This window comes from Rhodoferax sp. P1_F3 (genome assembly GCF_056405715.1).
The window spans coordinates 1-23043 of the sequence record NZ_JBFUBO010000011.1 but is presented as its reverse complement, the minus strand read 5'-3'; the positions used below and the strand labels follow the sequence as shown (position 1 = coordinate 23043).

General features: G+C 62.5%; 21 protein-coding genes. 10 read left to right on the top strand and 11 right to left on the bottom strand.

Features of this window, described 5'->3' with window-relative positions:
* Positions 1–31: 31 nt before the first annotated feature.
* Both AC1DZ5_RS17090 and AC1DZ5_RS17085 read right to left on the bottom strand, forming a co-directional pair.
* Positions 32–640 (bottom strand): isochorismatase family protein, encoded by a 609-nt coding sequence (locus tag AC1DZ5_RS17090; protein WP_477891210.1) that lies wholly within the window; start codon positions 638–640, stop codon positions 32–34.
* A 78-nt stretch (positions 641–718) separates the two neighbouring features.
* Positions 719–1399 carry a TetR/AcrR family transcriptional regulator gene (locus AC1DZ5_RS17085; RefSeq protein ID WP_477891208.1) on the bottom strand — a complete coding sequence of 227 codons (681 nt, stop codon included), beginning with the start codon at positions 1397–1399 and terminating at the stop codon, positions 719–721.
* 218 nt (positions 1400–1617) lie between these two features.
* Between AC1DZ5_RS17085 and AC1DZ5_RS17080 the strand changes: the two genes are divergently transcribed.
* Positions 1618–2166 (top strand): C40 family peptidase, encoded by a 549-nt coding sequence (locus AC1DZ5_RS17080; RefSeq protein WP_477891206.1) that lies wholly within the window; start codon positions 1618–1620, stop codon positions 2164–2166.
* A gap of 51 nt (positions 2167–2217) precedes the next feature.
* Positions 2218–4965 (top strand): DEAD/DEAH box helicase, encoded by a 2748-nt coding sequence (locus AC1DZ5_RS17075; protein WP_477891204.1) that lies wholly within the window; start codon positions 2218–2220, stop codon positions 4963–4965.
* On the opposite strand, the gene AC1DZ5_RS17070 is transcribed toward AC1DZ5_RS17075, so the two are convergent.
* From AC1DZ5_RS17070 to AC1DZ5_RS17060, 3 genes are all read right to left on the bottom strand, one after another.
* Positions 4962–5582, bottom strand: a complete 621-nt coding sequence (locus AC1DZ5_RS17070) for a 2'-5' RNA ligase family protein (RefSeq protein ID WP_477891202.1) — start codon at positions 5580–5582, stop codon at positions 4962–4964. The two genes, AC1DZ5_RS17075 and AC1DZ5_RS17070, sit on opposite strands and share 4 nt — an antisense overlap.
* 161 nt (positions 5583–5743) lie before the next feature.
* Positions 5744–6322 carry an NAD(P)H-dependent oxidoreductase gene (locus tag AC1DZ5_RS17065; protein ID WP_477891200.1) on the bottom strand — a complete coding sequence of 193 codons (579 nt, stop codon included), beginning with the start codon at positions 6320–6322 and terminating at the stop codon, positions 5744–5746.
* 69 nt (positions 6323–6391) lie between these two features.
* Positions 6392–6925, bottom strand: coding sequence for a Crp/Fnr family transcriptional regulator (locus tag AC1DZ5_RS17060; protein ID WP_477891198.1), 534 nt, complete (start codon positions 6923–6925; stop codon positions 6392–6394).
* 87 nt (positions 6926–7012) lie between these two features.
* On the opposite strand from AC1DZ5_RS17060, the gene AC1DZ5_RS17055 reads away from it, so the two are divergent.
* The 4 genes from AC1DZ5_RS17055 to AC1DZ5_RS17040 all read left to right on the top strand — a co-directional run bounded on the left by AC1DZ5_RS17055 (position 7013) and on the right by AC1DZ5_RS17040 (position 10351).
* Positions 7013–7495, top strand: a complete 483-nt coding sequence (locus tag AC1DZ5_RS17055) for a MarR family winged helix-turn-helix transcriptional regulator (RefSeq protein ID WP_477891196.1) — start codon at positions 7013–7015, stop codon at positions 7493–7495.
* A 117-nt stretch (positions 7496–7612) separates the two neighbouring features.
* Entirely contained in the window at positions 7613–8653 is a 1041-nt protein-coding gene (locus AC1DZ5_RS17050) for an aromatic ring-hydroxylating dioxygenase subunit alpha (RefSeq protein ID WP_477891194.1), read from the top strand.
* Positions 8650–9618, top strand: coding sequence for a PDR/VanB family oxidoreductase (locus AC1DZ5_RS17045; RefSeq protein ID WP_477891192.1), 969 nt, complete (start codon positions 8650–8652; stop codon positions 9616–9618). Before AC1DZ5_RS17050 ends, AC1DZ5_RS17045 begins: the two co-directional genes overlap by 4 nt.
* 7 nt (positions 9619–9625) lie before the next feature.
* A complete protein-coding gene (locus tag AC1DZ5_RS17040) occupies positions 9626–10351 on the top strand; it encodes a YceI family protein (protein ID WP_477891190.1) in 726 nt (241 codons plus the stop codon).
* Here the strand turns inward: AC1DZ5_RS17040 and AC1DZ5_RS17035 are convergent.
* Positions 10320–11234 (bottom strand): DMT family transporter, encoded by a 915-nt coding sequence (locus AC1DZ5_RS17035; RefSeq protein WP_477891188.1) that lies wholly within the window; start codon positions 11232–11234, stop codon positions 10320–10322. The two genes, AC1DZ5_RS17040 and AC1DZ5_RS17035, sit on opposite strands and share 32 nt — an antisense overlap.
* A gap of 104 nt (positions 11235–11338) precedes the next feature.
* Between AC1DZ5_RS17035 and gcvA the strand changes: the two genes are divergently transcribed.
* Positions 11339–12202 (top strand): transcriptional regulator GcvA, encoded by an 864-nt coding sequence (gcvA, locus tag AC1DZ5_RS17030; RefSeq protein WP_477891186.1) that lies wholly within the window; start codon positions 11339–11341, stop codon positions 12200–12202.
* A gap of 57 nt (positions 12203–12259) precedes the next feature.
* On the opposite strand, the gene AC1DZ5_RS17025 is transcribed toward gcvA, so the two are convergent.
* Both AC1DZ5_RS17025 and AC1DZ5_RS17020 read right to left on the bottom strand, forming a co-directional pair.
* On the bottom strand, positions 12260–13063 hold the full coding sequence (locus AC1DZ5_RS17025; RefSeq protein ID WP_477891184.1) for a siderophore-interacting protein: 804 nt from the start codon (positions 13061–13063) through the stop codon (positions 12260–12262).
* On the bottom strand, positions 13063–13644 hold the full coding sequence (locus AC1DZ5_RS17020) for a PadR family transcriptional regulator (RefSeq protein ID WP_477891182.1): 582 nt from the start codon (positions 13642–13644) through the stop codon (positions 13063–13065). The genes AC1DZ5_RS17025 and AC1DZ5_RS17020 overlap by 1 nt, the downstream gene beginning before the upstream one ends.
* A gap of 186 nt (positions 13645–13830) precedes the next feature.
* On the opposite strand from AC1DZ5_RS17020, the gene AC1DZ5_RS17015 reads away from it, so the two are divergent.
* On the top strand, positions 13831–14214 hold the full coding sequence (locus tag AC1DZ5_RS17015; protein WP_477891180.1) for a hypothetical protein: 384 nt from the start codon (positions 13831–13833) through the stop codon (positions 14212–14214).
* On the opposite strand, the gene AC1DZ5_RS17010 is transcribed toward AC1DZ5_RS17015, so the two are convergent.
* Positions 14201–17284, bottom strand: coding sequence for an EAL domain-containing protein (locus AC1DZ5_RS17010; RefSeq protein WP_477891179.1), 3084 nt, complete (start codon positions 17282–17284; stop codon positions 14201–14203). The two genes, AC1DZ5_RS17015 and AC1DZ5_RS17010, sit on opposite strands and share 14 nt — an antisense overlap.
* A 134-nt stretch (positions 17285–17418) precedes the next feature.
* Between AC1DZ5_RS17010 and AC1DZ5_RS17005 the strand changes: the two genes are divergently transcribed.
* Positions 17419–18486, top strand: coding sequence for a YHYH protein (locus tag AC1DZ5_RS17005; protein ID WP_477891177.1), 1068 nt, complete (start codon positions 17419–17421; stop codon positions 18484–18486).
* Positions 18487–18502: 16 nt separating this feature from the next.
* Positions 18503–19864: a diguanylate cyclase gene (locus tag AC1DZ5_RS17000; protein ID WP_477891175.1), complete on the top strand. Its 1362-nt coding sequence runs from the start codon at positions 18503–18505 to the stop codon at positions 19862–19864.
* 74 nt (positions 19865–19938) lie between these two features.
* Here the strand turns inward: AC1DZ5_RS17000 and AC1DZ5_RS16995 are convergent, their stop codons facing one another.
* Together AC1DZ5_RS16995 and AC1DZ5_RS16990 are read right to left on the bottom strand one after the other, a co-directional pair.
* On the bottom strand, positions 19939–22800 hold the full coding sequence (locus AC1DZ5_RS16995; protein ID WP_477891173.1) for a sensor domain-containing protein: 2862 nt from the start codon (positions 22798–22800) through the stop codon (positions 19939–19941).
* On the bottom strand, positions 22800–23043 hold a 244-nt coding region (locus AC1DZ5_RS16990; RefSeq protein ID WP_477891171.1), incomplete at its 5' end, for a hypothetical protein. The genes AC1DZ5_RS16990 and AC1DZ5_RS16995, both read right to left, overlap by 1 nt.

The following is a 23043-nucleotide window of genomic DNA, read 5'->3' as shown; positions in this document are numbered from 1 at the left end:
TCGCCCCCTTGGCCCGCCAAAGACAGCTGGTCTACTTGATGAGTGCCTGCATGGCCTTGAAATCAGGGTGCTCGGCAGAGCGCACCCATTCAAACCCGACCATCTCGGTCGTCACCAGCTCGGCGCCGGCACCGGCCAGACGGTCAAAGGCGGCATCCCGGTTGCGTTCGGAGCGGGAACTGCAGGCGTCGGTCACCACCCACACCTCAAAATCATCTTCCAGCAGGTCTAGCGCCGTCTGCAGCAAGCACACATGCGCTTCGCAGCCCGCAATCACGATGCTGCCGCGCTGGTCCGCCGGTGGTTTTTGCAGGTGCTTAGGCAGGCTACGCGCATTGCCTTGCACGGGTTTGGCCGGCGGGCGCAGCCACTCGCCCAGCCCCTCTTCCACCGCGCTGAACTGCATTTTGCTGAGTACGCGGGCCTCTGACTCTTCCAGTGCTTCCAGCAGTTGCGGCACCGTGGCCCCCAATCCCGACGGGTTTTGCTCGGTATAAAAAGCAGGCACGTCCAGCAAAGCGGCCCAACGTGCCAGCCGCACGGCATTGGCCAATACCAGATCACCTTCCAGCATGGCAGGCAAGAGCCGCACTTGGTAATCCACCAAAACCAGTTGGCTTTCTTCAATATCTAACAACATGGGATTCTTTCCTTCTGACTAATAAAGATAAGCATAACCGCCGCCCAACTTAGCTAACGACGTGACATCCCGGCTGCGCTAGCCAAACAAATCCACCTGGGCGGGTGCGTTGCCCTGCGCCTCTTCAAGCGCCAACGCTGGGGCCATGGCCCAGCGCACGGCCGCGTGGTCCACATGCGCAGAAAAGGACTGCAGGGCCAATGCGTTGAGCGCGGACAAGCGTCGGGCATCGCGCAATAACAAGGCGCCCAAGGCAGAGGCCAGCAAAGCCATGGTTTCTGACTGCAGCTGGGCCGCCGGGCAGCCCAAAGCCCCTAGAGCGGCAGACACAGGCGCCAGAGATTGCAGCAAGTCGGCAACGACATGGTGGGTCTGAGCGAGCTGTTCAGGGTCGGTGGTGTCCTGAGCCAGGAGGTGCAAAACCAAGCTCGCTTCACTGGGGTGGGCGGAAAAATACGCAAACCAGGCATGGGCACGCACATGAAGAACGCTGGACCCTGCCGTATTTTTAGGCACCTTGGCCTGCTGGGCGGCAGCCTGTGCGCCCTGCAAGGTTTCTTGCAGCATCGCCGCAAACAGCGCCTGCTTGCCTGGAAAGTAGGCATACAGCGCACCCGGCGTGTACCCAGCCCTGCGGGCAATGTCGCGCACATTGGCGCCCTGAACGCCCCCATCGGCAATGGCCGAACGCACCGCCCGCATCACGATGCCCCGCCTGGCCTCAGCCATCGCCTGCTGGCGCTTGTTCTTCAGTTCCATGGAACACACACCCTATCAAACACTACGTCAAGTATTTGAACATTACTCAATTAAAAAAACCATGAATTTAATTTTGAACATTGTTTATTTTTTAGAACATAAGCTCCTTGCATTCAGTCTACAAACTTTTCATTTCTTCAACAAATCAAAGACTTACCAGAACATCTTGAGACACTACATTGCTTGACACCAATCGCTTAGCTCATTACATTGCGCCGATGCTTTTTCGCTTTCTGTTTGTTGCTGCTCTCTTGATGGGTACTGCACACGCCGAACCCACGCCTCCCGCCGACGATATGTCACGCTTCATGAATGAGCGTGGCTTGTTGGCGCGCATTGGTGATGTGGGGGAGAAAATGGGCACCAAGGCGTCTGAACTGGTGCTGAACTCCATGGCCTTCCTGGGCGTGCCGTACAAACGTGGCGGCAACGATGCACAGACTGGCTTTGATTGCAGCGGCTTTGTTCGCGCCATCTATGAGCAAACCGCAGGCTTGCTGCTACCCCGCAAGGCCGAGCAACAGGCCGCAGCCACCGAAAAAATCGACAAAAAAGACCTGCAACCCGGCGACTTGGTGTTCTTCAACACCATGCGCCGCGCCTTCAGCCACGTGGGTATTTACGTGGGCAATGGCAAATTCATCCACTCGCCGCGCCCCGGTGCAGAGGTGCGGGTGGAAGACATGGGCATCAGCTATTGGTCCAAGCGTTTTGACGGTGCACGCCGCGTTGCCACCGAAGAGCCCGCCCCGCTAGCCGCTCGCTGAGCGTGTCGATACGGGCGCACAGCCGCAAACCCGCCGCGGCACAATCGCCGCATGGCCAGCCCCAGTAACAGCTCCAAGAATCTGCAACCCGGCGCAGACCAGCGCGACCGCACTGTTGCAGCTTGGGTGGATGCCCTGAGGCGCAAGGCCGATGCGGCCACCCTGAAAAACCTGCCCACACTGTCCGATGCAGATGCCGCCCGCGTGATGGCACTGCTGCGCATGGACAGTCCGCCACCGGCTGCGCCCGCACCGGTGATCGAAGCACCAACGGACAGCGTGCCCGGCCACTTCCGCCCTCGCCTCACGCTGCAAACCCTGGGCCGTGGCGATGGCCTGCTGGGCCTCAAACCGCAAGGCAAACTGGGCCCGCGCAGCGACAGCGTGACGCTGGCGCAGTTCGACTGGACTTACAGCACGGCAGCCGGCGACCGCTGGCAGACGCCCGCCCCCACCTCCATCCTCAACAACCGGCCCCAGGCGGTGCAGGAGCTGTTTGACACCGGTGGCCCCGTGGTGCGCATGCAGCGCGACCTGGCCACCGAGGCCGACGCCATGGACCTGGTGTGGGACATGGGTTTTGTGCCACTGGACCCGCAGTCTTTCCAATGGCGCAGCCGCGAACACCCAGCCTTGGGCTCGGTCTGGACGCTGCCGCAGGAGGAATTCTTTGGCGACTTCTGGGCCGACCAGGTGCCCACTTTGCAAGCCAAGGGCTGGTCGGTCGTTGTCAAACCCGGCTTTGCCCACGAAAGCGTGCCGGTGCAGCGCTGGAAGCTAGTGGTGAGCCCCGACACCGGCGAAGTGCTGGGCAAGGAACTCGACGCGCCCCTGGTGAAACCCGGCCGCGGCGTGGAAAAGCTGCAACTGCCCGCGCGCGAAGGCGCCTGGTTGCTGAGCCTGGGCATTGAGATTGACGGCCAGACGCTGGACCTGGCGCCCATGCTGGCCGACCTGCTGCGCCGCGACCACCGCTGGCTCAACGCCGCGCAAATCGCTGGCATCGACGACCTGGCCATCGTCTCGCTGCGCGCGCCCGGCGGCAAACGCATTGACGCACCGGCCGCGCCGATCAAGGCCATCGTCGGCGCCATGGTGGACCTGTTGACCGACCCGCTGCGCAATCAGGAGAGCTTGCTGAAACTGGGCGCGTGGGAGGCACGCCGCCTGGACGCACTGCGCGCCAGCCTGTTGGAAGCCCACCGAGTGGGCGCGCACAATGCCTGGCAACTGGAAGGCGATGTGGGGCTGGCCAGCCTGGCCAAGCGCCTCAAAGCCCTGGGTGCACCACAACCCGTTGCTGCGCCTAATGGTTTGAAAGTGCAACTGCGCCCCTACCAACTGGAAGGCCTGGCCTGGCTGCAGTACCTGCGCGCCCACAGCTTGGGCGGCATCCTGGCCGATGACATGGGCCTGGGCAAAACGGCGCAGGCATTGGCGCATGTGCTGGTAGAGAAGCACGCGGGCCGACTGGACCTGCCCGTGCTCGTGGTGCTGCCCACATCACTCATCTTCAACTGGCAGGCCGAAGCGAAGCGCATGGCGCCAGAGCTACGCCTGCTCACGCTGCAAGGCCCGGAACGCGCAGACCTGTTCGCGCAGATGCCCAACAACGACCTGGTGCTGACCACCTACCCGCTGCTATGGCGCGACATGGATGCGCTGGCCGCGCAGCGTTTTCACCTCGTCATATTGGACGAAGCGCAGATGGTCAAGAACGCGGGCAGCCGCAGCGCACGCGCGCTGCGCCGCCTGCAGACCCGCCACAGCCTGTGCCTGACCGGCACGCCGATGGAAAACCACCTGGGCGAACTCTGGGCGCAATTCGACTGGCTGATGCCGGGCTTCCTCGGCGACGCGCGCCACTTTGCAGCGCGCTGGCGCAAGCCGATCGAAGAAAACGGCGAAACCCTGCGCGCCGCGCTGCTGGCCCAGCGCGTGCGCCCCTTTATCCTGCGCCGGCGCAAGCAGGACGTGGCCAGCGAACTGCCGCCGCGTACCGAGGTCGTCAAGCGTGTGCAGCTGCAAGGCCAGCAGCGCGAGCTGTACGAAAGCGTGCGTGTGGCGGCCGATGTGCAGGTGCGCCGCGTGCTGCAGCGCCAGAGTTTCAACGGTGCGCAGATCAGCATCCTGGATGCGCTGTTGAAATTGCGCCAAGTCTGCTGCGACCCCCACTTGGTCAAGGGCAGCAAGCTGGGAGCCACCATGGAGCGCGCCAAGCTGGAGCTGCTGGCCGACATGCTGCCCGCGCTGGTGGAAGAAGGCCGGCGCGTGCTGGTGTTCTCGCAATTCACTGAGCTGCTGGACTTGATTGCAGACCAGTTGCACGCCCAGGCCCTGCCCTTCCTGAGTCTTACCGGCAAGACGGCCACCACGGAGCGTGGCAGCGTGGTGCAACGTTTCCAGGCGCAGGAAGTACCCATCCTGCTGCTGAGCCTGAAAGCCGGCGGCGTGGGCCTGAACCTCACCGCCGCCGACACCGTGATCCACATGGACCCGTGGTGGAACCCGGCCGTGGAAGAACAGGCCACCGCACGCGCCCACCGCATCGGCCAGGACCAGCCGGTGTTTGTCTACAAGCTGGTGGTGGAAGGCAGCATCGAAGAACGCATGCTGGAGCTGCAGGCGCGCAAACTGGCGCTGGCGGACAGTGTGCTGGGGCATGACGCGGCGGGAGCTTTGAAATTTGATGCCGCAGATCTGGACGCCCTACTCGCCCCGCTGGGCGCGATCACCGCCGCCGGGCAAACGCCCGAAGAAGCGGTGCGACGCTGGGGCAATAGCGGCCGCCGGGCTTAACTCTTGGCCAGAGGCCAACGCCCCAGCACCTCGTGCACGGTTTTGCCGTAGTGGCTATTGATCAGCACGAGCTCATATGCAGGCCAACACACGGGGGCTATCGCATGCACCAGCCCCAACCGGCCTTTGTAGGCCAGGGTCATATGGGGGGTGAAACTGCGCAGCACGGGCATATGCGCGTCCGCCATCGCCATGCCCAGCGCCAGCCGAAACTGCCTGAGCGCATTCAGTCCTTCCCCGCCGCACAACACATAAGGCACACCCCGGCTGCGAAACGCCATGGCCTTATCGAACACCACCTCAAACGCAGGAAAGACCAACGCGTCGGCTACCTGGCTGGCCCGCTGCACCAAACCCGGCGGCACTGCGTCGTACTCCCCCAGGTTGTGCAAGCTCACATGCAGGCGGTCCGCCGCCAGGGGCTCGCACCGCAAACCATGGGCCTGGGCCAAGTGCTGCCCCAGCACCTCCAGAGTCCGCGCGTCGTCTGGCGCGGGGCGGATAGCGAAGAACACGGTAAACGCCCGGTGTGGCCGCCGCGGCGCGGGTTTCGGGCGTGGCCGGGGTGGTGACGGGCCACCCGCCTCAAAGCCGGGCAGGTTGAACTGCTCAGGCATTACACCCCCTTATTTTTAAAGGAATAGCCTTGTAGCCAACGCAGAATATGCGCCAGCAGCTACTGAATCCATAGCAAATCAACGCACGCTATGGCTGCATTTTTTCTACGGCCATCACACAATGGTAGTGCTTTGTGTGCCTAAAGCATGCGTGGCTCCCGTCAGGCGGTGAACATGGCGCCCACTTGGTTCAGCCAGCTTTGACGCTTGGCATCGGTAGCGTGGCTGACGGGGGACAGGGCCACCCACTCCACCTTGCGCACGCCGCATTTGCGCAACGTGCCGCGCACCAGGGCGCGCTGCACGGCATCGCCATACAACCAGCGGTAGGCCCATTTGGGTGTGTTCATGGTGGTTACGACGACTGCGCGTTGGATGTGGGTCAAACGGCCCTCGACACCACGCTTGGAGGGCTTGTAGGCCCATCCATTGGTGAACACCTTGTCGATAAATCCCTTGAGCAAGGCCGGCATCACCTCCCACCAGATCGGGAAGATGAAGACCAATTGCTGGGCGGCGTCGATGCGGGCCTGGTAGCGCGGGACGTTGGGGTCTGCCCTTTGGCCACGTGCGTACACGGCCAAGTCTGCGCCCCGCATGACGGGGTCAAAGTCTTCGGCATCCAGGTGCAGGCGGTCCACGGTGTGGCCGGCTTGCTCCAGCTGCTGCACCACGCGGTGGTACAGGGCGTGGCAATAACTCTTGGAATAGGGGTGGGCCAGGATGACCAGGGTTTGCATGTGTGCTCCATCAAAAAATGTGATGGGGCGATGATGCGAAGCGCGGGCCGCGCCGTCATTAACAAAGGTTCAGAGCGCCTTCAATTTGCGCCGAATCCGGCTCAGGTGCACGGCACTCACGCCCAGGTAGGCCGCCAATATGTGCAGCGGAATGCGCTCCAGCCGCTGCTGGTGCGTGGCCAGCAAGGCCTGGTAACGCTGGGTGGGCGTGTCGGCAATGGCGCTGGTGTAGAGGTTGGCGTAGTGGATAAGCCGCTGCTGCAACAGGGCCTGCAAGTCGGCCTGCAGTGCGGGGTCCACCAGGGCCCGGGCTTTGATGGCAGCACCGTCCACCACACGCAAACGGCAGGCTTCCATGGTCACCAGGTGCAGCGCGCTGGGGCGCCCGGTCAGCAGGCTCTCCATCGAACTGACCACCTCGCCTTCAAAGAAAAACTGGGTGCTGGTCTCACGCCCCTGCGAGTCGATCAGAAAGAGTCGCGCGCAGCCCTGCTCAATCAGGTAAAGACGCTGCGCCACGTCACCCGCATGCAGCAACACCTGGCGTGCTTCGACGTGGCGACTGGTGCCGAGCTCCAGGAAGGTGGTATGCAGCGCGTTCATGGTGGGTGCCCAAACATTGTCCACGAAGCATCGGGCCCAGCGGGGAACGCTGTTTTATAGTCAGCCCACCTCGTCCACACCCACGCCATGCCCCCTGCCCCTACCTGCCCCACCGCTGACACCCCCATCCCCTTGCAAGCCGAACCCGGCCACCTGATCCGCCGGGCGCACCAGTTGGCAGTGGGCACGTTTGCCAAGACGCATGGCAAGCAAATCACGCCGGTGCAGTACGCTGTTCTAAGGGCGCTGCAAGACGCGCCAGGCATCGACCAAGTGACGCTGGCAGACCGGGTGGCGCTGGACACGTCCACCACCGCCGACATTGCCACCCGGCTGGATGCCAAGGGCTGGATCGTGCGGGAGCTGCTGCCGCGGCGCCAGCGCGCGCTGCGGCTTACGCCCGAGGGGGAAGCGGTGCTGGCCGAGATGCTGCCGCGCGTCGCCCCCATGTATGCGCAGTTGCTGGATGCGCTGGAGCCAGCTGAGCGCGAAGAGTTTTTGCGCCTGTTGCGCAAGTTTGTGCACCTCAACACCCCCACGGCCGATACGCACCCAACCCCTACGGACTGAGTTGCAGTTAAGGGAAAACCCTCATTTCCACCCCCTAGCTTTGGAATTGACTTAGGTCTATGATTCTTCACATTCAGCATACTGAATGTAGATTTTTACCACCCGAGGAGCCTGGCCATGTTTCCCATCAACACCTGGTACGTTGCCGCCCGCAGCGAAGAAATCCCCAGCGACCGCCCCCTGGGCCGCCGCATCTGTAACCAGCCCATGGCCCTGTTCCGCAACAGTGCGGGCCAGGTGGCAGCAGTGGAAGACTTCTGCCCGCACCGCGGTGCCCCGCTCTCGCTGGGCAAGGTGGAGGGCGACACCCTGGTCTGCGGCTACCACGGCCTGGCCATGGGTTGCGATGGCAAAACCGTGTCCATGCCCTGCCAGCGCACACGCGGCTTCCCGGCCATCCGCAGCTTCCCCATCCACGAGGCGCATGGCTTCGTCTGGGTCTGGCCCGGCGATGCAGCCAAGGCCGATGCGGCCCTGGTGCCCCAGTTTGAATGGCTGGGCAACCCGCAGTTTGGCTACGGTGGCGGCCTGTACAACATTGCCTGCGACTACCGCCTGATGATCGACAACCTGATGGACCTGACACACGAAACCTATGTGCACAGCACCAGCATTGGCCAAAAGGAAATTGACGAAGTGCCCTGCCAGACCCGCGTGGATGGCGACCATGTGATTACCGAGCGCTACATGGAAGGCATTGAGGCGCCCCCATTCTGGAAGATGGCGCTGCGCATGAACGGCCTGCCCGACGACCAGCCGGTGGACCGCTGGCAGATCTGCCACTTCACGCCGCCCAGCCACATCATGATCGAGGTGGGCGTGGCGCTGCAGGGCCATGGCGGCTACCAGGCGCCGGACGAATTCAAGGCCGCGAGCTGGGTGGTGGACTTCATCACGCCCGAGACGGACACCAGCATCCACTACTTCTGGGGCATGGCGCGCAAGTTCAAGCCGCAGGATGCCGAGTTAACGGCCCAGATCCGCGAAGGCCAGGGCAAGATTTTTGGCGAAGACCAGGAGATGCTGGAGCGCCAGCAGAAGAACCTGCTGGCCAACCCCGAGCGCAAGCTGCTGATGCTCAACATCGACACCGGCGGTGTGCAGTCGCGCAAGGTGATTGACCGCGTCATCGCGGCCGAAAACGCGGTCACGGTATGAGCACTGCCGCAACCCTACAGGTGCGCGTGGTGCACAAGCGCAGCGAGGCAGAGGACATTTGCAGCCTGGAGCTGGTGGCTGCCGACGGTGGCGCCCTGCCCGCCTTCACGGCCGGTGCCCACATTGACGTGCACCTGCCCAACGGCCTGCAGCGCCAGTACTCGCTGTGCAATGCGCCTGGCGACACGCAGCGCTATGTGATTGGTGTGCTGCGCGATGCCACGTCGCGCGGGGGCTCGGCCAACGTGCATGAAGCGGTGAATGAGGGCAGCCTGCTGACCATCAGCGCACCGCGCAACCTGTTCCCCCTGGCAGAGCAGGCACCGCACCACCTGCTGCTGGCCGGTGGCATTGGCATCACGCCCATGCTGGCCATGGCCGAACACCTGGCCGGCACCAGCCAGTCCTTCACGCTGCACCACTGCAACCGCAGCCGGGCGCGCACGGCCTTCATCAGCCGCCTAGCTGGCGCCCCCTTTGCCAGCCAGGTGCAGCACCACTTTGACGATGGTGACGCCGCGCAAAAGCTGGATATTGCCGCCACGCTGCAGCGTGCGCCGGCGGGCACGCACCTCTATGTGTGTGGCCCCCAGGGGTTTATGGACGCGGTGCTAAACGCGGGGCGCGCCGCCGGCTGGCCAGAGGCGCGCTTGCACCGCGAGTACTTTGGCGCCGCGCCGGTGGACCACACCAACGACGGGAGCTTTGAGTTGGAGATTGCCAGCAGCGGCAAGGTCATCAAGGTGCTGCCAGACCAAACCGCGCTGGAAGCACTGCACGCCGCGGGCGTGGACATTCCCATGTCGTGCGAGCAAGGCGTGTGCGGCACCTGCCTCACACGCGTGAAGGCCGGCACGCCGGACCACCGCGACCAGTACCTGATGCCCGAGGAGCAGGCGGCGAACGACCAGTTTTTGCCCTGCTGCTCACGCGCGTCCAGCGCGCGGCTGGTGCTGGACTTATAGTCGCCGGATGCCATTGCTACGCCCCATCACCCGCTCCACAGCACTGCTGTTGGGCATGGCGATGTTGGTGTCGTGCACGTCGGCACCGCCGGTGGATGCGCCTGCGGCAGCAAGCATACAGCGCGCATCGCCACCCGCGGTGCCCGCCTCACCCCTACTGGCCAAGGTCTATCGCATTGACCCCGCAGCCTCGACACTACACATCCTGGTCTACCGCGGGGGTGCCATGGCCCGGCTGGGCCACAACCATGTGGTGAGTTCGCCCAATCTTCAGGGCAGCGTCTGGCAAGGGGCGTCTCTGGACAGCGCGGGCTTCGACATCACCGTGCCGGTCAATGATTTGATCGTGGACGACAACGCCACGCGCGCCGCAGAAGGCGAGGACTTTGCGCAGAACGTGTCGGAAGACGCGAAGCTGGGCACCAAAACCAACATGCTGCGCGACACCCAGCTGGACGGCGCGCGCTACCCGGACATCCGCATCACGTCGATCCGTGTGCAGGGCGATGCCACGGCGCCCGTGGTCATCGCCGCCCTGCGCATCAAAGACCAAACCCGCGAGGTCACACTACCCGTCGCCCTGCAAACCTCGGGTAAGCGCTTGCAGGTGCAAGGCAAGTTTGAGATCCGGCAGACCGACTTTGGCATCACCCCGCTCAGCATCGCGCTGGGTGCCCTGCAGGTGGTGGACACGCTCACCATCAAGTTCGCACTGGTGGCTGTGGCTGACTAACTGCGGGGGGCCGCAATACCAGCCACAAGGCCACCGCTATCAGGCCACCGCCCAAGGCGTGCGCGGTGGTGGCCGCTTCGTCCAGCACCAGCGCGCCCCACAGCACCCCAAACAGCGGGATGAGAAAAGTCACGGTTAGCGCCTTCATAGGGCCCACTTCCGCAATCAGCTTGAAATACAGCACATAGGCCAGCGAGGTGCACAGCAGGCCCATCACCAGCATCGACAGCCAGACGGTGGCCGCCACCTCGCGCCACGCCACGGGGTGTGTTGCGGTGTCCCAGATGGCAAATGGCAGCAACACCACCACGGCCCCCAGTTGGCTGCCCAGCGCCACGATGCGGCTGTCCAGCCCACCGCGCTGGCTGATCCACCGCTTGGTGAGAAAGCCCGCCAGCCCATAACAGGCGGTGGCCACCAAGCATGCGGCAACGCCCCATAGTGTGGCCGCAGTCATTGCCACGGGCCCCGCCCCGGTCAGGATGACGACGCCCATCAAACCCACGAACACACCCAGAGCCTTGGGCCAGGTCAAGGCTTCACCAAATGCCAATGCGCCGATGGCGACGCCCATGAGCGGTGTGGTGGCGTTCAGGATAGCGCTGTAGCCCGCCGGCAGAATGCGGGCGGCGAATGCAAACATCAAAAACGGAACGCCAGAATTGATGGCGCCCAGCACCAGCGTGGCCCTGAACTTGCCCTGGAAGGCGAGCGGCAACCGCATCAGCGCCACCACGCCCAACAGGCCAGCGGTACCCAACACCACGCGCCCAAACGCCGTGGGCACGGCTCCTAGCACGGGCGCGGCAATGCGCATGAACAGAAAACTGCCACCCCACAGGGCAGCAAGCAAAAGCAGTCGAGACAGGTTGGCAGCATTCATGGTGTGGGTCCAAAGCAGAGTGGTTCTGAGGGGTGATTCTTCTTGCAAGCATTAGTCAAAGCAATCGATTTATATTGAACGATGATTTAGAATTTCTAAACTCTATGCAACTCCCGCCCCTCCTCGCCCTGCGCTTCTTCGAGGCCACGGCACGCTGGCTCAGCGTCAAACTGGCCGCCGAAGAACTGTGCGTCACGCCGGGAGCGGTGTCCCAGCAGCTGCGCAAACTCGAAGACTTTCTGGGCTGCCCGCTGTTCGAGCGCCTGCCGCGCGGCCTGGCCCTAACCCCTGCAGGGCGCGAGTACCAAGCCACCTGCCAGGAGGCGCTGGCCATGATCGCGCGGGCCACGGCCAAACTTACGCAGACACAGCGCCAGACCATTGTGGTCAGCTGCACGCCGCAGTTTGCGGCGCAATGGTTGGTTCCCCGGCTTCAGGGCTTCATGCAAGAGTCGCCCACCATTGATGTGCACGTCAGCACCACCCTGCGCATAGTGGATCTGCACACCGAAGAGGTTCACTTTGCCATCCGCCATGGTCTGGGGCGCTACCCCGGGTTGCGGGCCGAAACACTGATGGAAGGTGACTACATTGCGGTGTGCAGCCCGGAGTTGATCCAGCCCCGCACGTCGATTACTGCGGCCGACATACAGAGCCATCTGCTGCTGCACGATGAGGGCCGCAAAGACTGGCGGCTGTGGCTGGATGCCCAGGGCCTGAGCCAGGTGGACAGCAGCGGTGGCGTGGTGTTTGTGGATTCCAACGCCGCCATCGAAGCCGCGCTGGCCGGCCTGGGCTATGCGCTGGTACGGGCCGGGCTGGTGGAAGCCGAGCTGGCCGCGGGCCACCTGCTCAGCGTGCAGGCCACACCGCTGCATTTGCCGATGGCGTATTACCTGGTCTACCTGCCCGAAACCCTGGCAGACCCTACCATGGCGCGCTTTCGCGACTGGATCATGGCTTTGTGAGTTTCCAGTAAAAACCAGCTGTAGCCCCCGCAAACATTGCGCAAGCAGCTCCTGAATTTATAGCGACTCGTGCGCATCCGCACTGCCCCGGCGCCAGTAGCTCGAGGCGCGAATCCACTGCGGGTTGGCCATGCACTCGGACACCAGGTAGGCACGCAGGGCTTTAGCCTGGGTGGACTCGCAGGCTATCCACGAATGGAACACACCGGCCGGCATGGCGGTGCGGCGCAGTGCGTCCAGCAAGGGCAGTGCATCGGCGCCCGCACTGCTGCGGTGCACCCATTGCACGCTCAGCGTGGCAGCACTGGGCAGCGTGATGTGGTCGGCGGGGCCGTCCACTTCAACCAGCACTTCGGCACGCGCACCCGCAGGCAGCTCGGCCAGGCGGCGGGCGATGGCGGGCAAGGCGGTGTCGTCACCCATCAACAAATGCCAGTCAAACCCTGTGGGCACGATGAGCGAACCGCGCGGGCCGCCCACGCCCAGCGTCTGGCCCACCTGGGCCTGTGCCGCCCATTCGGTGGCCGGGCCACCGGGCTGGTGCAACGCAAAGTCAATCTGCAGTGTGCGGGCCACCGGGTCAAAGTGGTGGGGCGTGTAGTCGCGCATGGTGGGGCGTGCGCCCTCAGGCCACACCGGGCCTTCGGCACCCACGGTGGGCAAGGCCAACACGCCGGTCACCGGATCAGGGAAAAAGAGTTTGACGTGGTCGTCAAAACCCAGGCTCACAAAGCCTTCCAGGTCATCTCCGGCCAGCGTGATGCGTACCAGGTGGGGCGTGAGGCGTTCCGCCTGGCTGACCTGCAGCTGGCGAAAACGTAGGGGATGGCGAACGCGTTGGGACGTCAGATCGACAGACATTAAATTTTCTCCAGCTGTTGGGCCGCATGGTCCAGCACCGCGGCAAAGGCATTGGCCTGGTCGGGTGTCAGCGCTTCGCGCGACAGGCGCATGCGCATGGCCAGCTTGAGGTTCTCGATGGCGCGCATCACCTGCGGCGGGCGGCCTCCGCGGGCACCGGCGCCGTCTACACCGCCGTTCAGGCGGGCCAGCATGGCGTCGGTCAGGGCTCGGTTCTCTTCCAGAAAGGCTTTGCCCGCATCCGTGACGGCGTAGCGTTTGCGGCCACCGGCGTCAGCGCTTTCGCCCTGCAGATAACCCTGCTCTTCCAGCAGCGTCAGTGTGGGATATACGGTGCCTGGGCTGGGGCTGTAGCTGCCGCCCAGGCGGTCTTCAATGAGTTTGATGAGCTCGTAGCCGTGGCTGGGCTTGTCGCTGATGAGTTGCAGCAGCACAAAGCGCAGGCCGCCGTGGCTGAAGATGCGGCCGCCGCCGCGGCGGCTGTGCATCTCATCGCCATGCCGACCTCGGCCGCCGCCCATGGCGTCGCCGTGCTCGGAAGAGCGCATGTGGTACTTGAAATGTTCGTGGTGGTGTCGCATGGTTATGCTCCTTTACTAGATTCAATTATGATATATCTAAATGCATTCTAAATAAAGTCAAAACCCTATCTTTACCAGGCTTTTACGCAAGCTGATACCCGTCGCTTTGTGCGCCAGCACACAGCGCCGAGACCACCAATCGCCGAGCATGGGGGCCACCTATTCCACGACCCGAGGACCACGGACATGCCCATTGCACATTTCCACAAGGCCACCGACCCCGCCACGGAGGACGAGGTGCACATCAACACCGATGCCGTTTTGTATGTGGAAGAACCGCCTGCCACGCAAATAGGCAGAACCGCCATGCAGGTGATGGGCTTGCAAACCGATGGCATCCGCATTACCGAGGACTTGAGCCAGGTGCTGGTGCAACTACCGCTGCTGGTAGCGACGTGGCGGCACTACCACGCAGGCGAGCCGCCCGAAGGCGCGAGCGTGGTGCACATTGCCACGCACAACGTGAGCTATGTGGTGCCCAACGTGCCGCACACGCCTGCGTTCTGGACCGTCCACTTCAAGGACGCGTCCGAGCTGCGCGTCGTGCACCCCTTGCCTATGGACCTGTAGACTCGCCAGCAATGGCGGTCAGGTCGCGCCAGCGTGCCTGCTGGCGCCACTGCGCAGCCCACGGGGCAAGTGCAGCGGCTGGCATCGGCTTGGCCACCCCGTAGCCCTGGGCTAGATGGCAGCCCATGCCCAGCAAAGCGGCACCAATGTCCAGCGTCTCCACCCCTTCGGCAATCACCTCGCGGTTGAAGGCGTCGGCCAAACGAATCACGCTCTCCACAATCCCGCGGTCTTCACTGTCTGTGAGCATGTCACGCACAAAACTCTGGTCGATCTTCAGCGTGTCGACGGGCAGCTTGCGCAGATAGGTCAGGGACGAATAGCCTGTGCCGAAGTCATCCAGCGCAAAACGCACACCCAGCGTCTGGCACCTCCGCAACACGGCACCTGCCGCATTGATGTCTTCAAACGCTGCCGTCTCCAGCACCTCCAGCTCCAGCGATTCCGGTGGCAGCTGTGGGTGGGCAGACAGGGCGGCAGCCAACTTGTCGCAGAAATCGGCCTGGACCAGGTGTGACGCCGAGATGTTGACGCCCATCTGCAACTGCAGGCCTGCTTGCAGCCACTGCGCGGCTTGTGAGAGTGCGGAGCGGATCACCCAGTCTCCCAGGGGCTGCTCGAGGTTGCTGCCCTGGATATGGGGCAGAAACTCCGACGGCGGCAGCAAGCCCTTTTCCGGATGCTGCCAGCGCACCAAGGCCTCCACGCCGACCAAACGACCGTCTCGCAAATCCACCTTGGGCTGGTAATGCAGCACCAGCTCGTCCTGCGCCAACGCCAGGCGGACCCGGTCGATGTAATTTCGGTGTTGCTGCGCCTTGCGATCACTCTCCGGGTCGAACAAGTGGAAGCGGTTCTTGCCCGCGTTCTTGGCCAGGTACATGGCCTGGTCGGCATGGCGCAACAACGTGTCGGCATCGGCGTGGTCTTGTGGGTACAGGCTGACCCCGATGCTGGCCGAGACACAGACTGCCCGGCCATCCACCTGCACCGGGCTGCTGGCGGCTGCCAGCACCCGTTCGAGAATGATGGAGCAGTCTTCAGGCGAAGCGATGTCAGCCAACAACAGCACGAATTCATCGCCCCCCAACCGGGCCAGCGTGTCTTCGGCGCGCATGATTCTCTTCAGATGTTCGGCCACACCGATCAGCAGCTGGTCACCACCTGGGTGGCCATACTCGTCATTGACCTGCTTGAAACTGTCCAGATCGAGGTAGCAGACCGCCAGCGACAGGTCGCTGCGGGCCGTACGGGCAATTGCCTGCGCCATCCGGTCGGCCAGGAGACGGCGGTTGGGCACTCCGGTCAGAGGGTCGTAGTGCGCAATGCGGTCCAGCTCGGCATCATGTGCCTTCAGTCGGCTGATGTCAGAAAACACCGCCACATAGTGTTCAACCGCACCGCCGCCACCGCGAACCACCGATATCGACAGGAGTTCGGCATAGATCTCGCCACTCTTGCGGCGGTTCCAGATCTCGCCCTGCCAGTAATCCTGCTTGCCAATCGCACCCCACATTTGGCGGTAAAACTCGGTGTCTTGTTTGCCTGAGGACAAAATGCGCGGCGAATGGCCAATGACCTCTTCTGCCGCATAACCGGTAATACGGACAAACGCCGGGTTGACCTTGGCAATCAGGCCGTCGGCATTGACCACCATCAGGCCCTCATAGCTGCATTCGAATACGGTGCTCGCTTCGCGCTGGGCCAATTCATAGGCTTTTTGCTGGGTCACGTCGGTGTGCGAGCCAGCCATGGTCAGCGGCTTGCCATCGCTATCCCATTCAACGATACGACCCCTGGCATGCAGCCAGCGCCATTCACCGCTCTTGTTTTTGCAGCGCAAATCAAGTTCGTGCTTGTCAGTCTGGCCGTCCATATGGCGCTGAATGGACGCCATGGAAGCGGCCAAATCGTCGGGGTGTACATGGTCACCCCAATGCTCAACACTGACATCCATTTCTCCGGGCGCGTAACCCAGCATGGTCTCAAAGCGTGGGCTGACGTGAAAGTCATTGGTCTTCAGGTTCCAGTCCCAAAAGCCTTGGTCAGAGCCTTCGATCACGCGCGCCAGTTGTTGCTCTCGTGCCCGCAGCAAATCCTTGGCCCTCCGGCGTTCGGTGATGTCGCGAGCGACACCAAAAATGCCGGATATGGAGCCATCGGGATCGCGCACCGGCCCCTTCGTTACCAGAAACACCAAACTTTTGCCGTCGTGTGTCTTCACGGTTTCTTCATGGGTTTGGGTGATGCCGCCCTCCATGATGGTCTTGTCCAAGCCCATAAGATGTTGTCCCGACGCAGTGTCGAACAGCGCTGTATCGTCCTTGCCCAAGATCCAGGACAAGGGCTTGCCGATGAATTGGGCTGTGGCCTGATTCCCCAATACATACCGCCCCGCACGGTCTTTGACAAACACCGCGTCTGAAGTACCGGATACCACCCCGTCAAGCAGGCGGCGCTGCTTTTCGGCGCGGTGCAGAGAGTGACGCAGAACAGCGCTGAGCAGGCTGACCGCCACCCCATTGGCAACCAGAGAGGCCCACTGGATCTGATTCTGGCTGGACGTGCCGGTCTGCGATGTCAGCGGCTCCAAGAACACCCAATAGGCCCCCACTGCGGAGACCACCGTCGACAGCAAACCCGGCCCCAATCCACCAATCAGAGCGCTCAGAATGATGGGCATCATGAACAATATCAACATAGGCCGATGAGACTGGCCATGCGCGATGCCCTCCCGCACAATGACCGTGAGCAAGGTCACCAGCAACGCGAAGAAATAGACCATCCAACGGGGGGCTTGTAGTACGGCCAAGCCATGGTCCAGGCTCCCGATAAAACTGCTGTCGTCCGCAGGCTGCACAGGCGGGACGGCCTGCAGTGCGACAAAGAACATGCCGGCCGTGCTAACGACAAAGAGCAAGCCCTTGGCGGTGGATAGCCAGAGCAGTGAAGAGCGATCGGTGAAGTTGGCCAGTAACTGGTCAGAGAGAAAAATCCAGGCCAACGCAAAAACCAGATAGGCACTGGTGGCAATGACAATGAATCGGTTACGGGCGTTATCCAGTTTCATGGGCATTTAGAGATGTGTGACCCCCTCCTTGTACACCTAATCCACCAGACACGGCAACCTGCGTCCACCGGCAATAGTGGGCCCTTTGTTGCCGTATCCTTGGGCCCACTCAGCACAATCTGTCGGAGCCCTGGATGAAAAAATCAGTGACCGCCCTGGTCTGGGCCATCGTCTCCACCTCGGGGCACAGCCATGACCTGACCGCCCTGCCCTTGGGCGACGGCAAGATTTCGCAGTCACCCAAAGTGGGTTGGATTTGGGCCTGCCACATCGACCCGCAGGCCGGTGGCGCCCAGCAGGTCGGGCCATGGATCAACACCGCCAAAGGCACCTACGACCTGACCGCCAAGGCCGTGGTACCAGGGCAAGTAAGCTGGCCCTCGCAGTTCAAGCTCAGCATTCAGAACGAGCAGCGCGTGTTCAGCGGCAACGACCTGCCCAGCCACGCCACCGGCACTTTTCCGGTCCCCAGCAACAGCGATGCCTACCGCTACGACCGCAACCCCAACAGCATCAAGGCGCAGACCATGCAAGTGGCGCTGCCGCTGTGGCCCACGTTGGCAGCGCAGGCCACCTGCGTGCCGGGGGCGATTGGGTTTCTGTTGAGCGGCTCCGTGCTGTTCAACGCCTTGGATGCGCCGGGCCGCGACGCGGTGGCCCATGAAACCCAAGATGCCTGCCAGGGCCACCCGCAAGAGTCTGGCGTGTACCACTACCACAGCCTCAGCAACTGCGTGGCCGACAAACGCGAGCCGACCGGGCACTCCGCGCTGGTGGGCTACCTGCTGGACGGCTTCGGTATTTACGGCCCATCTGGCGAAAAAGGACAGGCCTTGGCCAGCAAAGACCTGGACGAATGCCACGGTCACACGCACACCATTACCTGGGAAGGCAAGCAGGTGGCGATGTACCACTACCACGCCACGCCAGACTTCCCCTACACCGCGGGCTGCCTGCGCGGCAGCTACAAGCAGTCCGACGTCACAACCATCAGCGGCCCGCGCCCACAGCGCAATATGCAAGGCCCAGGTGGCCCTGGTGGTGCACCACCCGACCTGAACAAGGCCGCCTCCGCTTTGGGCATCAGTGCACAAAAATTGCGTGAGGCTTTGGGCCCGCCCCCACCGGACCTAGGCGCCGCTGCCACCAAGCTGGGCATCAGTGTGGACGCGCTGCAGTCCGCCCTGAATGCCGCCCGTTGATTGTTTGAGGAACCCCATGGCTACCTTGCTCCCGCGCTGGAACCTGTCGCTGCGTACCGAACTCATTGTCTGCCTGCTGGTCACCAGCCTGGTGTCAACCGCCATCGTCGGCGGGCTGACCTACCAGCGGCTGATGAAGAAGTTCAACACCCTGGTCATGCAGGAGTCCAGCAAGAACTTCACCAACGATGTGCAGAAGTATTTCAAGACCTATGGCAGTTGGGAGGAAGGCCAGAAGGTGGAGGGCTTCCGGGCTTTTTCCGAGCGCAATCGCCCTCCCCCGCGGCCCGATGCAGGCGGTGGCGTGCTCCCGCCGCCGGCAGCCCCCCGCCCTGTCGGTCCCGGGCTCGTGGCCCAGCCGGGCAACCAGCCACCGCCACCGTCGCCGGGTGGTGGCCTGCACAAGCCGCCGTTTCGCTTCTACCTGTTTGGTGCGGACTACCGCTCGCTGTTCACACTGGCGCCCTACAAGCCTGGCGACCCAATTCGCGATGAAGACCGGGCCCGCATGTTCCCCATCTTGCTGGACGAGAAGGTGATTGCCTATTCCTCACCACAAGGAGAGCCCAACTACTCCGACCTCGATCTGGGCTACCTCTCGGCCATGCGCGAATCGCTGGTGCTGGGCACCACCATGGGCCTGGCCCTCACCCTGGTGCTGGGTCTGTTTTTGGGCAACCGGCTGAGTCGCTCCCTGCGCCACCTGACGGGGGCCGTACAGGCCATGGGCGAAGGCGCGCTGCGCCAGCAGGTGCCCGTGGAGTCCGACAACGAGGTGGGCGTGTTGGCCCAGGCCTTCAACCGCATGAGCGACGAGATCGCGCGGCAGTATGAAGACCTGCGCCAGTCCCACACGCAGATCGAGGCCATGGCCGCGCAGATGCGGGAGCTCAGCCTGCGCGATGCGCTGACGGGCCTGCACAACCGCCGTCATTTTGATGCGCAGTGCGCCCAGTTCTTTGCCAGCGCCCAGCGCTACGAACGCCCCTTCAGCGTGATGCTGTGCGACATCGACCACTTCAAGAGCGTCAACGACCGCTTCTCCCACGCCACGGGCGACGAGGTGCTACGCCGCCTGGGCGAGATATTGCAGCAGAGCATGCGCGGCTCAGACCTGGTGGCGCGCTACGGTGGCGAAGAGTTTGTGGTGGCCTTCCCTGAGACCGATCTGGTTCACGCCCGCGAAGCCTGTGAATCCCTGCGCCAGCACGTGGAAACCTACCCCTGGCACGAGGTACACCCCGACCTGCGCATCACCATCAGCATGGGCCTTTGCAGCGACACCAACCTTGCCAGTTTCGATCGCATGCTCGAAGCGGCCGATACCCTGCTCTACCGCGCCAAGCATGGCGGACGCAATCTCGTCTGCACCGACTAGAAATACCACCAGCACCCGGTGCACCGGCGCTGCGGATTTACGCCGTCGGGGCAGACAGAACTGGTGACCGAACCCTACGTTGCGATTGGCTCGGAGGGCATGTCGCCCAGGGCGAGGCATGCGTCGGACATAGCCAACAACTGCTCCCGAGGCACCGCTTTGCTGAACAGATAGCCCTGCGCCAACTGGCAGCCTTCGGCGGCCAAGAAGTCTGCCTGCTCCTGCGTTTCCACGCCCTCAGCCACTACCTGTTGGTTCAGGCAACGCGCGATAGACAAAATGGCCCTGACCAGTTCTGCCCGAAAGTGGTCCGTCGTCGCCGAATGGATAAACGATCGATCGATTTTGAGTGTGTCGATGGGAAAACGGGCCAGATAGGACAAAGCTGAATAACCGGTGCCAAAGTCATCGATGGCAATGGTGACACCCATATCGCGCAACGCCTGCAAGGCGTTGACCACGAGCCCATCCTCGTCCAGCAGCAGGCTTTCAGTGATTTCAAACTCCAGCCACTGCGGCTGGCAATGCGTCTCCGCCAAGATTCCCTGCACCTGTGCCACCAAGCCCGGCACCTGTATCTGGCGAACCGACAGATTGACCGCTACCTTGCGTGGCAGCGCTGCCGCGGCGTTCCACACCACCGCCGTCAGACAGGACTCGCGCAACACCCAGGCACCCAGCTCGTTGATCAATCCTGAGTCCTCCGCCACAGGGATGAACTGATCCGGTGGAACCATGCCCAAGCGTGGATGGGCCCAGCGCAATAGCGCCTCGCAGCCGACCATGGCCCCGGACCCCAGCAGCACCTTGGGCTGGTAGTGCAACGCCAGCTCGCCGCGCTCCAGTGCCCGGCGTAGATCAGACTCCAGGGTCAGCCGTTCCTGCGCGCGAACCGTCAGGTCTTTCGAATAAAACCGGAAGTCATTGCGCCCGCTGCGCTTGGCGGAATACATGGCGGAGTCGGCGTACTTGAGCAGTTCCTCTGACACCATGCTGTCTGTCGGGTACACGGCAATCCCGACGCTGCAGGAGATAAAAATCTCCCGTCCCTCAAGCCAAAAGCTCTGCTTGAAAGCCGCCTGGACCTTACCCGCCACGCGTGTCAGATGGGCCCCCGTACGAATTTGCGGCAACAAGATGCCGAACTCATCCCCGCCCAGCCGGGCCACGGTGTCGTAGCTTCTTACACTGTTGCGCAGACGCACGGCCACCTCTTTGAGCAAGGCGTCCCCCGTCGCATGGCCCATGGTGTCATTGATCTGCTTGAAGCGATCCAGATCCACCACCATCACCCCGGCCTGGTGGCGGTGGTAGGCCGCATCCTTGAGCATTTGCGCTAGGCGATCGTTGAACAATACCCGGTTGGGCATCCCCGTCAGGGGGTCGTAAAACGCCATTTGATGGATCTTGTCTTGATAGGCTTTGAGTTCACTGATATCGCGCCCTACCATCAAGATGCTGCTGACGCTCGCGTCGCCGCCGACCTCTGGCGTCAAACTGACCAAACTGCAGACGCTACGTTCCTGGGCGTCAGACCAGTGCAGTTCAAACTCCACGGATTCCTTGCGATCCACAACCTCTGCAAAGCGCTGCTCCAGTGCTGCGCCTGCCTCACCGCCCCACAGGGCCAACGGTGAACACCCCACCGCCCCCGTACTGGAGCGCCCCAGGGCCTGCAGCAGCACCGGATTGGCATAGCGGCAGCCGAACTGCAGATCAAACCGGGCAATCACGTCCGGCGAGTTCTCGACCAGGGTTCGGTACTCGCGCTCACGGCTGGTCAATTCCTGCTGCAACTCCAGCCGCCGCGTGACATCGCGTGAAACCGCAATGAAATGCGGACGCGCACCATCGTCGACACGCATCTGCGACATCGATAGCTCAAACTGGCGCAGGCCAACAGGCGTCATGACCGAAATGACATGCCCCAAGGAAACCCCCGACCGCTCAGCCTCCGCGTAGGCGATTTCGGCGGTTGCCACGCTTTCGGGTGACAGGACCTCCTTCAGGGTTCGCCCCAGCAAGCTCTCCCGGCTTGCTGCCAAAAGTTCAGGGTTGTGCGTCCATATGTTCAGGTAGCGACCATCCCGGTCCGTTTCGAACAAAAGATCCGGGAAGGCATCAATGACGCCTTGCGTAAAGGCCAACGCTTTCTGGAGCTCGCTCTCGGTGTGCTTGCGATCGGTGATGTCTCTGGAATAACCGACGGTACCCACCACCTTGCCCTGCTCATGCAGCGGTGACTTCCACACCTCCATCCAGCGCCGTTGGTTGTGCTCATCGACATAGAGCTCTTCCACGTAATGGGCCACGCCCGCCGCCATGACAGCCTTGTCATCGGCAACATAGGTCTCAGCCAGATCGTGCGGGAAGAATTCGAATTCAGTTCGGCCTTCCAGTTCCGCGGTGGAAGACACCCTTGCCACTCTGGCGTACGCGGTGTTTGCCGCCAGCAAGCGGCTTTGTTCGTCCTTGAGCCAGACAAAGAAAGGAAACTCATCCAGCAAAGTGCGCCAGTACTGCTGGCGTTTCAACAATGCATCCTGCATTCGCTTGGATTCCGACATGTCGCGGGCGATAGCCACGGCGAACGATTGCCCATCCATCTGCAGCGTGACGCCGTGCACCTGCACCGGTATCAAGTCGCCACCCAGCGTCCGGAATACTGTGTCAACGAGGAAGGTGTACCCCTGGGGGCTCTGCAGTATTTCCAGACAGCGCTGCTGGGAAACGTTTGGATCGATGTCCGGCGGCCCCATTGTCAACAAGACTTCACGGCCATACCCCAAAGCGCGTGTGGCAGCATCGTTGGCATAGATGAAGCGCCCATCTCCACCCGTGATGAACACACTGTCCTGGTACAGGTCGAGGCCCTTGCCCAGTAGAACCCAAGCCAAGCTCGCGTCATCGACCCGCATGCCGGTAATGTTTGGCATTAACAGCACCGCACGTAGATATCCAACAATCCGCTGTTTTTAATCATTCTTCGGCCCCGCGAAATAGGCGTAAAAATGAAACTATATGCGAAATCAGTAGTGTCCCAACGTTTGCACATCAGGACGTCGTAAGTTAATGATTTGCTTGAAGAATTTGGTGATTGAATCTGGTCTCGATTTAAACGTCGAACGCCAGACTGGCGGTTTTTTGCGGCTTTGCGCCCAAGACCACCATGCACCAAG